The organism is Rickettsiales bacterium, assembly GCA_025210695.1.
Lineage (GTDB): Bacteria > Pseudomonadota > Alphaproteobacteria > Rickettsiales > CANDYO01 > CANDYO01.
This window is the reverse complement of record JAOARE010000017.1, coordinates 24919-39549: the sequence shown is the minus strand read 5'-3', so window position 1 is coordinate 39549 and position 14631 is coordinate 24919. Positions and strand designations below refer to the sequence as shown.

Genomic DNA, 14631 nt, shown 5'->3' with positions numbered 1-14631 from the left:
ATGCTTTTTTGCTTCTTTTAAGTTTTTTTCAGTGAAAGCAAAAGTTTCCGGTTGTTGATCTTTAGGTGCTGGTCTACGCTTGTTCATCTATCCACTTCTCCAAAAACAATATCTAAACTACCAATATTCGCAACCACATCTGCAATCATATGTCCACGAGACATAAATTCTAACCCTTGAAGATGGGCAAAGCCTGGTGCTTTTATTCTACAACGATACGGTTTATTGCTTCCATCGGACACTAAGAACACACCAAATTCTCCTTTAGGTGCTTCCACTGCAGCATATACTTCTCCTTTTGGAACATGATATCCTTCAGTGTATAATTTGAAGTGATGAATTAATGCTTCCATAGATTGCTTCATTTCTGATCTAGAAGGTGGAGTTATTTTACTGTCTAAAGTTTTAACCGGGCCTTCTGGCATTTCTTTAATACATTGCTTGATAATTTTCAATGATTGATACATTTCTTCCACTCTTAAAAGATAGCGGTCATAGCAATCACCATTTTTGCCAATAGGTATATCAAAATCCATTTGATCATAAACGTCATATGGTTGGCTTTTTCTTAGGTCCCAAGCAAATCCAGATCCACGAAGCATCACTCCGCTGAATCCCCAATCTAAAGCTTGTTCTTTGCTAACAACTCCAATATTTACAGTGCGTTGTTTGAAAATTCTATTCTCTGTTAGCAGTCCTTCAGTGTCTTTTAATATTTTTGGGAAGCTTTCAGCAAATTCTGCAATTTCTTCTAATAATCCTTCTGGTAAATCTTGAGAAACTCCACCTGGTCTAAAATATGCAGCATGCATTCTAGATCCTGAAGCTTTCTCATAAAGAACCATGATTTTCTCACGTTCCTCAAACAGCCATAATAGGGGAGTGGTTGCTCCCACATCTAAAGCCTGGGTAGCTATATTAAGAGTATGGTTTAGAATTCTAGTTAGTTCAGAAAATAATACTCTAATATATTGAGCTCTTTTTGGCACTTCACAGCCAAGTAGCTCCTCAGCTGCTAAGGCAAATGCATGTTCTTGGCACATTGGAGATACGTAATCTAAGCGATCAAAGTAAGGAACAGATTGAAGATAGGTCTTATGTTCAATTAATTTCTCAGTTCCTCTGTGAAGAAGTCCAATATGTGGGTCAGCCCTGGTGATAACTTCTCCATCCATCTCCAAAATAAGGCGTAACACACCATGGGCTGCAGGATGTTGTGGGCCAAAATTGATAGTCATATTTCTGGTGTTTTTTTCGCTCATTATTTCTTCTCCACCTTTTCATCGCCAGGTAAGATATATTTAGCTCCTTCCCAGGGGCTCATAAAATCAAAGCTACGGAATTCTTGAGGTAATTCAACAGGAGCATAGACAACTTTCTCTTGTTTTTTATCGTAATGAACTTCTTGAAATCCTGTTAGAGGAAAATCTTTGCGAAGTGGATGTCCTTCAAAATCATAGTCAGTGAGAATTCTACGAAGATCTGGGCTATTGTTAAAATGAATTCCAAACATGTCCCAAACTTCTCTTTCGTACCAAACGCTTGCACTAAAAATATCAGCTATAGATTCCACAGGTTTTTTATCAGCTACAGAGAATTTTAATATGATTCTTTTATTATCATAAATATTAAGCAAATTATAGATCATTTCAAAGCGTTCAGTTCGCTCTGGATAGTCTATTGCTGATAAATCGGTGAGTACATTGAATTGCTGGTTTTTTAAAGATTTCAGAATTTCTTTTAGATCTTTCTGCTTGATGAGCATAGTTATCATATAATCTTTTTCACTAAAGCTAATTTCTTTGTTTTTGAAATCTTTTTTTAGTTGTTTTAACATTAGCGCTTAATAACTCCGGTTCTATTGATCTTTTTTTGTAATTGCATGATTCCATAGAGTAAGGCTTCTGCGGTTGGAGGGCAACCCGGGACATACACATCCACTGGAACTATTCTGTCGCAGCCTCTAACTACTGAGTAGGAATAGTGATAATAGCCACCACCATTAGCGCAGCTTCCCATAGATATAACATAACGTGGTTCAGCCATTTGATCGTATACTTTACGTAAGGCAGGAGCCATTTTATTAGTTAAAGTACCGGCCACAATCATCACATCTGATTGTCTTGGGCTTGGTCTAAATACTAATCCTAATCTGTCTAGATCATAGCGGCTGGCGGCTGCTTGCATCATTTCAACTGCACAGCAAGCCAGTCCAAAGGTCATTGGCCAAAGTGAGCCAGTTCTGGCCCAATTGACTAAGTCTTCCATTTTGGTAATAATATATCCTTTATTACTTAATTCTTCATTAACTTCATAGAAAGCATAATCTTGGTCTTTTTTCAGTTTATCAAAATCTATTGTCTTCATTCCCACTCTAAAGCACCTTTTTTCCATTCGTAAATAAATCCTATGGTCAATAAGCCTAAAAATATCATCATTGACCAAAATCCTAACGCGCCTATTTTACCTAAGGTTATGGCCCAAGGGAATAGAAATATAACTTCTAGATCAAAAATAATGAATAAAATAGCAACCAGATAAAAACGAACGTCAAATTCAATACGTGAATCTTGAAAAGGATCAAAGCCGCATTCATAAGGAGAGACTTTTTCTTTGTCAGGTTTATGAGCTGCAAAAAGAGTTGGTATAATTATCATTATAAAAGACAAAACTGATGCAACGCATAAAAAAATTATGATTGGTAGATAATGGGTAATATTTTGTTCTACAAATTCATACATAAAAATGATGCTCCATAAAATTAAAATAGGATCAATAATTTATAATGCTAATTGAGCTAAATGTCCATAAATAATAAGTTTGTACATCTAATAGATTAAAATATAGTTAACTATATATCCTATAATTGAGGGATGTTTTATCTGTATAATTATTTTGAAAATAATTTTTATTTTTTTAATTGTATGAATTCAGAGATTTCTTGATTGGGGCAATAATGTCAAATTTTGTCAATATATTTATTTAGAAAAAAATGAAATAAATGGGTTTACTCTTTGAATAATTGGAGGGATAATGATCAGACCATATTTATGGAAATCATTATACTAATAGGCATGAAAAATATCACCGGCTTTGCTGTTGGTAAAGTAAGTTCTGCACAATGTTGGAAGGCTTTGCAAGCAAAAGAAAAAGCATATCTCATAGACGTTAGGACGCCAGAAGAATGGCAGGAAACGGGGGTTGCAGATTTGGGTGCTATCAAAAAGGAAGTTAAATTACTCAGTTGGGTATTTTTAACTCCAAGCATTCATCAAAATAGTAATTTTATAAATGATTTAGAACAGCTTTTTTCCAATAGGGAAGTTGAATTATACTTTATCTGTAAATCTGGTGGAAGATCAATGCAGGCGGCTGAAGTGGCATTGAGTTTAGGTTATAAAAAAGCATTTAATGTTGAAGATGGATTTGTAGGAGATAAAATGAGTAAGAGTGGTTGGATGAACAGTGATTTGCCTAGGAGAGAAGTATGAATCCTTCAGCAGTTTCTAGTAATTTAGGGCAAAATGAGATCTGGCAACAAGTTCAAAATAAGTTAAGAGATGAGCATGGCGAAGCAACTTTTAAAAGCTGGCTGTCTAAAATTAACTTCCTTTCAGCTGATGATGGAATTTTAAAAATTATTGCTCCAACAAAATTCATTCGTGAATGGGTTTTAACTCATTATTTAGACAGTATTAAAGGTTCCTGGAAAACGTTTGATAGTAATATAATAGATCTTGAAATTCAAGTAGCAGATTCTCAAGCTAATATTGTTAGCAGTGCTAATGTTAACTCATCTAATGTTGATATCTATGAAGAAAAGAATGTTGTTGAAACTACTAATTTTTATCAGAATTATGATTTAACTTCAGTTTTAGATGATAGATTCACTTTCGATAATTTTGTGGTTGGTGCACCAAATGAATTTGCTTATGCTGCTGCAAGATCTGTAGCTGAATCTAGCCAGGCTGATAGCAAAACAAATCCATTGTTTTTATATGGTGGAGTAGGGCTTGGAAAAACTCATTTGATGCATGCCATCGCTTGGCATTTATACGGTAACAATAAGAATCGTAAAGTGATGTATATTTCTGCAGAGAAATTTATGTATCAGTTTGTTCGTGCTTTGCGTAATAAAGAAATTATGTCGTTTAAGGAGCATTTCCGTTCGGTAGACGTTCTAATGATTGATGATGTGCAATTTATTTGTGGGAAAGATAGCACCCAGGAAGAATTCTTCCATACATTTAATGCATTAATTGATAATAACTGCCAGATTGTTATTTCTTGTGATCGTTCTCCTTCAGATTTAGATGGAATGGAAGAGCGTATTAAATCTCGTCTTGGATGGGGGCTGGTTGCAGATGTGCATAGCACTAATTATGAGTTAAGACTCGGAATTTTGCTTTCTAAAATTGAGCAAATGAATGTTCAGGTGCCCAAATCAGTATTGGAGTTTTTAGCTAGTAAAATCACTTCAAATGTGAGAGAGCTTGAAGGTGCTCTAAACAAGGTGGTGGCCATTTCAAAATTAGTTGGTAGAGAAATCAGTTTAGAAAACACTCATGAAATATTACGTGATTTGCTAAGATCAAGTGAAAGAGTAATCTCTATTGAAGAAATTCAGAAGAAGGTTGCAGAGCATTACAATATTAAAATGAATGATATGTCATCAAATAAAAGAATGCGTTCCATTGCAAGACCAAGACAGATCGCTATGTATCTATCTAAAGATTTAACCAGTAAGAGTTTGATGGAGATTGGTCGTAAATTTGGTGGTAAAGACCATACCACAGTGATGCATGCTCTAAAAACTGTTGAGAAATTAAAAGAATCAGATGCTGAAGTTAGTGAAGATCTGCATATATTATCAAAAATATTGCAAGCTTAAAGTTTCTTGCTCTAAATATAATAAAAAATAGGTGGAAAAATGTTTGAAGTTACTGTTCAACGTAGTGTTTTTGTAAAGGCGTTATCTCATGTGCAATCTGTTGTAGAACGCAGGAATGTTACTGGAATTGCTTCTCATTTAAAATTAGAGGCTGTGAATAATGCACTCACAATCACGGCTGTGGATACAGGTCTTTCAATCACTGAAACAATTCAAGCAGAAAGCACAGCAGAAGGTGCTTTAACTTTACCTGCTCACACATTATATGAAATTGTTCGTAAATTTTCTGATGAAGTGATTAATCTTAAAACAAGTATAGATCAGCCCACAATGGTTGAGGTTTCTTCAGGTTATTCGGTGTTTCATTTGCCATTTCTAAACGCAAATGAATTCCCGAAAATTGATTCAGGATCTTTTGATTGCAAATTTTATGTTCCCCATAATTTGATGCAGAAAATGATTGAAAAGAATCGCAATACAATAAATCAAGAAGATGGTAGATATCATTTAAATGGCATTTATTTTCATCCAATTCCAACTGAGAATGCGCTAAGGGCAACTGCAACTGATGGTCATCGTTTATCAAGTGTAAAAATTCCTCTGCCTAAAGATGCAGAAAATATGCCGGCAATTATAATCCCAAGAAAATCTATTTTTGAGATATTAAAAATTCTAGCCGATCATCAAAGTGATGTTCTCTTTGAGGTTTCTCCGGTTAAGTTAAGGCTTACAATTGGCGATGTGGTGATTGTGAGTAAGTTAATTGATGCAGAATTTCCTGATTATTTAAGTCTTATTCCAGCAAGCAACACTTTATATTTCAATTTATCAAGTGTTGAAATGGCAAGAGCTGTTGACCGTGTTTCCACTATTATGATGGAAAAATCACAAGCAATTAAAGTTACAGTTAATGGTGCAGCGCTTGAGCTTAGCGCTGGTGGGGATCATCAAAGCTTAGCTAGTGAGAAATTAGAAATAGATTGTAATATTGAACAATTTGAAATTTCATTTAATGCAAAATATTTGCTTGATATCATGGCGGTTATAGATAGTAGCGATGATGTTGAATTTAAGCTTAGTGATCCATTCTCTGCAGTTTTAGTTCGTGCTAAAAAAGATGCAAATACTGACTTTGTTCTGATGCCAATGAGAGGCTAGGGTATTTCTTATCCTTCCCTCGCCACCAGTGAGAGATATATACTTTCCCTTGTCACCAACGAGCTCCTTTGCCCTCTCTGTCTTCACTAGCTATCCCTCGTTACCAGCGAGCACTTCCTCCTATCTCTCGTCATTGCGAGCGCTTTTTTATAAAGCGCGTGGCAATCTCAGGCACTCCATATGGATTGCTTCGTCGCTAACGCTTCCTCGCAATGACGAGGAAAATATGATGTTCCTCGCAATGACGGAATGTTTTAACACTATCGTCACCCTTGCCCTTTTCTTTCTTCATCGCCTTCGGTCCAAATTTCCTTCTTCCGTTACTTTTGGTCCGTTCCCTTTTTTCTTCATTCTCGTCCCAATCTCTTTCTTCTATCACCCTTGGTCATCCTTGGCTCGCTTTTTTTCTTCGTCATCCTTGGACCAGCTCCTTTTTTCGTCATCCTTGGACCGTAAGGTCCGAGGATCCAGTAGACACTTACCAACTGGATTTTCGAATTGGTATAAACCAATTCAAGAGTGATGCCAATTTATCACTTAAAAGCTAAACTGCAAGTTTAGCTTGAAATCCAGGACAAAAAACTATTAGACCTTTTGGTTTAATTCATCATCCTTTAAGCTACAATAATTGCATTTTACCCTTTGACTCTTGCAACCAATTATGTTACTTACAAACAAAGAGGAGTTTCAATTTTTACTAAGGATAAATGTTATGACAATTAAGGATCGTATAGGTTCTTATTTGGGGGCAACAGAAGAAATAACTAGCATCATATATAATGATAATGAAGTGGTAGATGAGGATTTTTTGTTTTCAACTTTTTGTAAGCCTCAATTAGTAGAGTTAAAAGGTACGGAACTTCACATACATGAATGTCCAAATTTTTGTAGTGTAAACCCTATGGTAGAGAATAGACATGTGTATTTAGAAGATAATTCAGTTAATATGCTTACTAATTATGGCGGTTTTGGTGAACGTGAGAAGATTGGAGAGGGGTGTACAATTGGTAGCTTTTCTATTTTTGATGTTAGAATTAGGGCAGAAGGTTCTATGGCTGGTATGAACAGTGAAAACAGTGCAGAATAATCATTAATTTATAGATGATTCTATTTAATTATAGATAAGATCCTCACCACCACTCTTTATTTAAGATATCACATAATTTTATAAGTGATTGTGGCGTTTGCTTTCCTGAAATAAAAAAATTTAAGGAGGGGGTATGACATTTATTTATGTGCTGTGATATTGTAATAATTGTTATTGATGTATTTCATCAGTCAAGCAGTTTAACGTTAGAGTAATTTGTAAATCTAATTCAATACAAGTGCACAAATTGATTAATTTATAATTCCTCTTACATTTATGACCTCGCGAATTATAAATTTAATTAGTTTGACAAAAAACATTCTTACCGGACTATCAGTGCAAGTGTTAGATTTGGTGCCCAATATTGTTGGTGAAACAGTTTATTAAAAACCTTTTAGGAAATGCCTAGTTTACGCAAAGGGAAGAGATGGATTGTTTATTCACCGGTAACGTCTTTTTTTTAGTTTCTAATTAGTTTTAGAAACGCGCTAAGTTTTTTTTTGATGTGAAAATAAACAAAACTTTGCAAATATTAAAATTATATTATTGAAATTACATCAATAACAAATTTTATTTCTTTAAGATTATAAAACGAAAGCAAATTAAAACTTAAAGAAAAACACTAATCGTCGTTTAAGTGTAACTTAGCTTAAAAATTCCCTCCTTAAAATGGGTATATCTACTCATAACCATCCCTCATGTTCTTTTTTTTATCCTTTAAGTCATTGGCTTTTTAGTGGCCCTTGTCCGTTCCTTTTTCATCACTCTTGTCCCGCACCCCTTTTTCATCTTCCTTGGGCCATCCCTTTCTTCGTCATCCTTGGACCGTAAGGTCCGAGGATCCAGTAAAAATTTTCTAACTGGATTATCGTCAAACAATTGTTTGACAATAATGACGGTTCTTTATGTTTTATATTCTCCACGCTAGTCTTTTAGAATTGCTTTAGCTTAAAAATTCCCTCCTTAAATGGGCAGATCTGCTCATAACCATCCCTCATGTTCTTCGTCATCCCTTAAGCTTACAGGGCGAGAGAATTTGGTAAAAACTTATCCTTCCCAAGTTTATCTTTATTTTTTATTAATTTTTTGTTACTGTTACATCTTTAAAATAGCGAGGTGTAACTATGTGTGTACAACACGGAGTTCAAACAAAAACTTTCTTTAACTCAGCCACTATTTATATCTTAATGATAGCATTAGGTATTTTTAGTGGATTATCAGACATTGCGATATTGAAGGATACCGGTCTTTTAATTTCAGATGTTTTTATAAGAATTTTTAAATGTATCAGTCTGCCGATCATTGCTTTGTCAATTATTGTTACTTTATCAAGTTATATGTCTAAAGCCTCAATGGGGCATGTCTGGAAGCGGAGTATTTTTTATACTTTAAGCACCACAATCATAGCAGCAGGTGTTAGCTGTTTACTATATTTAGTAATTAAACCAAGTTCTATTCATGGAGTTGAAGAAAATCTTATTTATGCTAAGCCTGATAATGTCAGCTATGCTCAGCATATTACAGGTCTTATTCCGGCTAATATTTTTTCTCCTTTCTTAGAGCATCAAGTGATGGGAGTGCTAATGGTTGGAGTATTTATTGGTATAGCCATTCGTTATATAAAAGAAGAGCAAGCAAAAGAAACAATTATCAATTTCTTTAAAGGGGCTCATGGAATATTTTTAGTTATTACTAATTGGGTGGTTAAGATAATACCAATAGGTCTTTATGGATTTATAACAGCAACGGTAGTTCAGCTGCAAGAAGGTATGGACATTATGGCTCTTTCCGGATATCTGGCAGTGATATTATTAGCTAATGTAATTCAAGGTTTTATAGTATTGCCGATTTGGCTTAAGTCAAATAATATAAATCCCTTTGAAGCTATGAAAGGCATGTTTCCAGCATTGTCATTGGCTTTTTTCTCAAAGTCTTCTACTGGTACTCTACCGGTTACCATGGAAATGGCTGAGAAGAATTTAAAAATTAATCCGAAGATTAGTAGATTTATTCTGCCTCTTTGCACTAGCATTAATATGAATGGCTGTGCCGCCTTTATTTTTACTACAGTGATTTATCTAATGCAAAATAATGGTGTAGATATTAGTTTAGGCACAATGATACTCTGGATATTTGTTGCAACCATTGCCGCAATTGGTAATGCTGGAGTTCCTATGGGATGTTTTTTCTTAAGTGCCAGTTTATTAGCTAGTATGAACATACCAATGGCATTGCTTGGAATAATCCTGCCATTTTATAGTATTATTGATATGGTTGAAACTTCTCTTAATGTATGGTCAGATTCATGTGTTGCTAAAGTTGTGAATGAGAAGGTAAAAATAGAAGAGGAGGTCTGTAATGACTAAAAAAGTTTATTTTATTTCTTTAGGTGGGCTTATAAAAAGTGATATAACTAAATCAGTTGCTGCGTTTAGTGATCTCTTAGCTAAAGAATCATATTTCCCATATTTCACAGAAGCTAGGGTTTATAGTGCTCTTTTGATCGATAAAGCTTATTATAAAACTATAGATAGTTATAATCTTGGAAAAATAGATACAAATGAGTTTAAAGCTAAAATATCTTATCAATTAGGAATTAAAAATGGTCCTGAGATTGAAACTGCTTGGAATTCCATGTGTGAATTAACTAAGGAAGCTAAAGAAAGAATATTTGAGTTTTCTGAGAGTCAAGCAACAGAGCATTTTAAGATATGTCTTGTATCAGCTACTAATCCCCTTCATTATAATTACGTGATTGATCAAATTAACAAAGATCTCACAAGAGATAATCTTTTAAAAATCACGGAAAATGCTCGGGTTGTTATAAAAACTTCATTTGAAGAAAATACTTTATCAATTTCAGAATTGGCTAAGATTGCAATTGAAGAAAATAATTGGGATTCTAGTACTTATAATCTTACATCTTATGATTCTAGATTAACTGCAGAAAATTTAATGCTTAAAGAGGCTGAATTTAGTTATGATGAGAATCAATCTTGGATGACTTTTGCAGGAGAATATTATCAAGAATTATAAAACTACTTTACCTGAAGTTTTAGGCCAATTATCCCTATTAGAATCATTGATACAAAGATTACATTAGATATTGAAACGGGTTCTTTTAAGATGAATGCTCCATAAATAAATAGTCCAACTATTCCAATACCAGTCCATATAGCATAAGCCACGCTCATAGGTATGCTTTTTACTGCATTGCCAAAACAGACAATACTTAGGGTGATTGCTATAGCTACTAGTAACATCGGGAGGCTTGGTCTAATTCCATCACAATGTTTTATGCTAACTGCCCAGCATACTTCAGATAATCCTGCTATAAAAAGATAAATCCACGCCATTTCTAACTCTTGCCCCATAGTTATAATTATGTGTTAATATTTTGTTTGAAAGTGGTATTTATTTTAACAGACTCCTTGAAAAAGTCAAATTGCGTTATTTTCTTGCTTTAAGTTAAAGGTAAGATTATGATAACAATATAGGTCATTTAAAGACTTGCTAAATGAAAAATTTTGGGTATAATTCTCAGAATTATCAATCAAATTAAGGATATTCCCAATGGCACGTGTCACAGTAGAAGATTGCAAGAAAGTAGTTCCAGATCATTTTGAATTAGTAGTTTTAGCTAGTAGAAGAGGAAGAGACATTGGTGCTGGATCTCCTATATTAGTAGAAAAAAGTAATGATAAAAATGCTGTTGTAGCTCTTAGAGAGATTGCTGCCAAGAAATTGAATGTTGAATTATTAAGAAGTAATATAATACAAGATTATCGTAAAAATCTTCATATAGAAGATAGTTTAGATGATAATAAAACAGAAAATTATATCGAATCAGATGAAAAAGAAGCCAATCAGTTTGCTTCTAGTTTTGAAGATGAGCTTTCTGAGGGTATGTCTAGCATTGAGTTAGCAGAAGAGTTCGAAGAAGAAATATCTTTTGAGGATGAGAATATAGAACCTGAAGATTAATTTTCTACAAGCTATAAAGAATTAGATATGCGGTTTAATTTTAAAATTTTATGTCTATCATTGTTTATTAATGTGTCTGCATTTGGATTTGATGATGTAAATTTTAGTCACTCTAATGGCTTTGATTTAATGAGAGAATATTCCGCTCAATATTTGAATCCTAATGCAAATATAGAATTAAATCTACTAAGAAATAACTACGAAAGACTAAAACCAAGCAAAACTCCATCTAATCCTTCTCCGATCATTCCCAAAACAATACACCAAATATGGCTTGGAAAATCTCCAATGCCTAAAAACTATCAATATTTTTTAGAAACTTGGCGTCAGCATCATCCAGATTGGCAAATTAAAGTTTGGAATCAAGAGGATATATTAAAAGAGAACTTTCCTAATATAGATTTATTCTTTCTAGCTAGAAGTTATGCAGAGCAGGCTGACATCGCTAGATATGAAATTATTTATCGTTATGGTGGTTTATACGTTGATGCAGATATCGAATGTTTCACAAATTTTGATGAGCTTCACCATAAGTATGACTTTTATATTAATATGGAGCCTCCAGCTCTAAATAAAAAACAGGTTACCATAGCAAATAATATGATAGCTGCTGTGCCTAACCATCCGATACTTGAAAGAACTTTGCTTAATATCAGAAGCAACTGGAATTTGGTTGAAGAAGAATTTGAAAATAATCTCAGCAATAGTTGGACTAGCTTCCGTAGGTCTAATCATAATTTAGCTGTACAGAGAACTATGTATCCTTTGAGTGATGCTGTATTTAGTTTTTTAACTGAAGAAGATCAAGCAAAATATAAAAGCATTGTTTTGCCATCTGGCTATAACATTCCTATATATTTTGTAAATAATAGACCAATATTAAATTTTTTAAGCAATACATTTCGGGGTAGAGCAAAATTATCTAACAAAATAGAGATTCGACCTGAAACTATGAGTTTCCACTTTTATGACAAGCAAAATAGTCTTATGAATTATTCTAGCTTCTCCAGTGCAATATTTGAGAAAAGTAAAATTAAAGGATGGTTATATAAATTGCTAAAATTCCGAGATAAATATTATCTAGCATTTAGAGATTTATTTAACCGTAATTTTCCTGCAAATGTTGAATATAGCGTGGAGGCCACTATTCCTAAGGTGATTTATCTTGAAAGAGGGAACCTTCCTAAGCAGCACATATCTTCTTTAAAAGAAAAATGGCAAGAGTTAAATCCTGGCTTTAAAGTGCAGATTGTGGATTCTGATTATTTGCAACAATTCATTCCAGCTAAGATAATGGATATTAATAAAAAAGCCCTTAAAGTGGCTGGAAAGTTTTATTTGCTCCGTAAGAAGGGTGGTTTATATGTAGGAAATGGCTTTGAACCTGTTAAATTAAATGAGTTCCATCATAAATATGGATATTACGGTAAATTCTCTAAGTTACATAAAATATTTGATTCACTAAAAATTAGTACCAATCTAATGGCGTTTTCCAGTAATCACAGTATCCTAAATCATTTAATTAAAGATATAGAATCTGAAGTTTTAAAGAATAGTGAGGTCACTGAAGATATGCTTCAAAGAATATATTTAGATAATGCATATAAATACTATCAACTTGATGGAAAATCAATTATCCTACCAGAGATATTCTTTAATCAAAAAAGATAAGTTATGCAGCTTAAAGCTCTCAAATTTTTATCTGGCTATCTAGCACCATTTCGTTTGCAAATAATTATAATTTTTATTTCTATTGCAATTGTTTCTTCTGCTATTCTAGGTTTAGGATATGCCTTGAAGCATCTAATTGATCAGGGGTTCGTCAATAATAATTTAAATGGTTTAAATGATGCCTTTATTTTACTTTTAATTATGGTGGCTCTTATTTCTTTAGCTAGCTATGCCAGATCATTAAGAGTTAATTGGATTTCTGAGCAATTAGAGAGTAATATTAGAAAGTCTGTTTATAAGAACATTATTAATATTTCTCCCGGTTATTTTGACATTTATAAAGTTGGTGATATTTGTTCTCGTCTCACTACAGATCTTACACTTGTTAGCAACACCATTGTTATGATTGCTTCTTTTTCTTTGCGCAATAGTTTGATGGCCATAGGTGGATTAATTCTCTTGTTGTTCACTAGTCTTAAGCTTACTAGCTATGTATTATTGATCCTGCCTGTAATTTTACTTCCTATAATAATAATAGGTAGGAATACTCGTAAGTTATCCAAGAAAAATCAACATAGTGTGGCTGTATGTAATTCTCATTTAGAAGAAAGTTTAAGCTTTATCAAAGCTGTTCAGGCTTATAATCGTGAGGAATTTGAATATCAACAATTTGTTTCTCTAACTGATAAATCGCAAGAGGTTGCTTATAAAAGAATTAAGTTGAGATCATTACTATTTGCATTAGTTATTCTGCTAGTATTGTCTGCCGTGGCTCTTGTTCTCTGGGTTGGTGGACAAGATGTATTATCAGGAGAAATGACTGCTGGAGCTCTTTCCTCTTTTATATTTTATGCAATATTGGTGGCAACTAGTATTGGTGGATTAAGTGAGGTCTATAGCGATTGGCAGAGAGCTAGTGGAGCATTAGAAAGAATAATGGAAATTGATCGCGCGGAAGATTCTATTAGTGAGGTTAAAAGACCTGTAAAACTTAAAAATGATGACCAATTAAACATAGATATACAAAATATATCCTTTACTTATCCTTCCAGAGAAGAATCTCTAGTTTTAGATGATATTAGCTTTAATATTAAAGAGGGAAGCATCATAGCTTTAGTTGGGCCATCTGGCGCTGGTAAAAGCACCATTTTTCAATTGTTACTACGTTTTTATGATCCAGATTCAGGAAAAATATTATTAGGTGATGTTGATATAAAGAAATTACTTTTAAAAGATTTACGCAATTTATTTGCATTTGTATCTCAAGATGCAGTGATTTTTTCTGGCACAGCTTATGAGAATATTCTTTATGGCAAAATAGATGCTACCAAGTCAGAAGTGGAAGAGGCTGCTCGCTTAGCAGAAATATTTGAATTCTTTAATTCAATGCCAAATGGATTAAACACTCATTTAGGTGAGAAGGGGGTTAAATTATCTGGTGGGCAGAAACAAAGAATTGCCATTGCTAGAGCAATTTTGTGTAACCCTAAAATTCTATTGCTTGATGAAGCCACTAGCGCCCTAGATGGTGAGAATGAGAAGCTGGTTCAATTGGCGCTAAATAGACTTAGAAAAAACCGTACCACCTTGGTAATTGCCCATCGCATTTCCACCATTGCTAATGCCGATTCTATTATAGTATTAGACAAAGGAAAAATTGTGGCTCAAGGAAAACATGATGATTTGCTTAGAAATAATGAATTATACCAGAAACTGAATAAGCACTCTATTAAGTGATAATAATTTGACAGCAAAACTAACTAATTCTCTAATTAAAGACTTTATTCTATTATATATTTAGTTTAATAAATATTTTTATGATGCAAAAAGGGGGCAATTT

General features: G+C 33.5%; 14 protein-coding genes. 9 read left to right on the top strand and 5 right to left on the bottom strand.

Annotated elements, in window-relative coordinates:
• Positions 1-83: 83 nt before the first annotated feature.
• The 4 genes from N4A31_02535 to N4A31_02520 are packed head-to-tail and all read right to left on the bottom strand — an operon-like array spanning position 84 to position 2741.
• Positions 84-1262: an NADH-quinone oxidoreductase subunit D gene (locus N4A31_02535; GenBank protein MCT4635111.1), complete on the bottom strand. Its 1179-nt coding sequence runs from the start codon at positions 1260-1262 to the stop codon at positions 84-86.
• The gene (locus N4A31_02530) at positions 1262-1837 is read right to left on the bottom strand and encodes an NADH-quinone oxidoreductase subunit C (GenBank protein MCT4635110.1); all 576 of its coding nucleotides are present in this window, start codon (positions 1835-1837) and stop codon (positions 1262-1264) included. Before N4A31_02530 ends, N4A31_02535 begins: the two co-directional genes overlap by 1 nt.
• Positions 1837-2367 (bottom strand): NADH-quinone oxidoreductase subunit B, encoded by a 531-nt coding sequence (locus N4A31_02525; protein ID MCT4635109.1) that lies wholly within the window; start codon positions 2365-2367, stop codon positions 1837-1839. Before N4A31_02525 ends, N4A31_02530 begins: the two co-directional genes overlap by 1 nt.
• Complete coding sequence (locus tag N4A31_02520) at positions 2364-2741, bottom strand: NADH-quinone oxidoreductase subunit A (protein MCT4635108.1); 378 nt, start codon at positions 2739-2741, stop codon at positions 2364-2366. Before N4A31_02520 ends, N4A31_02525 begins: the two co-directional genes overlap by 4 nt.
• A 309-nt stretch (positions 2742-3050) precedes the next feature.
• Between N4A31_02520 and N4A31_02515 the strand changes: the two genes are divergently transcribed.
• The 6 genes from N4A31_02515 (at position 3051) to N4A31_02490 (ending at position 10172) form a co-directional block, all read left to right on the top strand.
• Positions 3051-3491 (top strand): rhodanese-like domain-containing protein, encoded by a 441-nt coding sequence (locus N4A31_02515; protein MCT4635107.1) that lies wholly within the window; start codon positions 3051-3053, stop codon positions 3489-3491.
• Positions 3488-4891, top strand: a complete 1404-nt coding sequence (gene dnaA / locus N4A31_02510) for a chromosomal replication initiator protein DnaA (GenBank protein MCT4635106.1) — start codon at positions 3488-3490, stop codon at positions 4889-4891. The genes N4A31_02515 and dnaA overlap by 4 nt, the downstream gene beginning before the upstream one ends.
• Positions 4892-4930: 39 nt before the next feature.
• Entirely contained in the window at positions 4931-6049 is a 1119-nt protein-coding gene (gene dnaN, locus N4A31_02505; GenBank protein MCT4635105.1) for a DNA polymerase III subunit beta, read from the top strand.
• A gap of 712 nt (positions 6050-6761) precedes the next feature.
• Positions 6762-7136: a hypothetical protein gene (locus N4A31_02500; protein MCT4635104.1), complete on the top strand. Its 375-nt coding sequence runs from the start codon at positions 6762-6764 to the stop codon at positions 7134-7136.
• A 1124-nt stretch (positions 7137-8260) separates the two neighbouring features.
• A complete protein-coding gene (locus N4A31_02495) occupies positions 8261-9502 on the top strand; it encodes a dicarboxylate/amino acid:cation symporter (GenBank protein ID MCT4635103.1) in 1242 nt (413 codons plus the stop codon).
• Positions 9495-10172, top strand: a complete 678-nt coding sequence (locus N4A31_02490; GenBank protein MCT4635102.1) for a hypothetical protein — start codon at positions 9495-9497, stop codon at positions 10170-10172. Before N4A31_02495 ends, N4A31_02490 begins: the two co-directional genes overlap by 8 nt.
• Positions 10173-10174: 2 nt before the next feature.
• Here the strand turns inward: N4A31_02490 and N4A31_02485 are convergent, their stop codons facing one another.
• On the bottom strand, positions 10175-10492 hold the full coding sequence (locus N4A31_02485; protein MCT4635101.1) for a multidrug efflux SMR transporter: 318 nt from the start codon (positions 10490-10492) through the stop codon (positions 10175-10177).
• Positions 10493-10709: 217 nt separating this feature from the next.
• Between N4A31_02485 and rpoZ the strand changes: the two genes are divergently transcribed.
• Genes rpoZ through N4A31_02470 form a run of 3 tightly spaced genes read left to right on the top strand, consistent with a single transcriptional unit; the run spans position 10710 to position 14528 of the window.
• Entirely contained in the window at positions 10710-11120 is a 411-nt protein-coding gene (gene rpoZ / locus N4A31_02480; GenBank protein MCT4635100.1) for a DNA-directed RNA polymerase subunit omega, read from the top strand.
• Between the two features lie 27 nt (positions 11121-11147).
• On the top strand, positions 11148-12791 hold the full coding sequence (locus N4A31_02475; GenBank protein MCT4635099.1) for a hypothetical protein: 1644 nt from the start codon (positions 11148-11150) through the stop codon (positions 12789-12791).
• Positions 12792-12794: 3 nt separating this feature from the next.
• The gene (locus tag N4A31_02470) at positions 12795-14528 is read left to right on the top strand and encodes an ABC transporter transmembrane domain-containing protein (GenBank protein MCT4635098.1); all 1734 of its coding nucleotides are present in this window, start codon (positions 12795-12797) and stop codon (positions 14526-14528) included.
• The last annotated feature ends 103 nt before the right edge of the window (positions 14529-14631 follow it).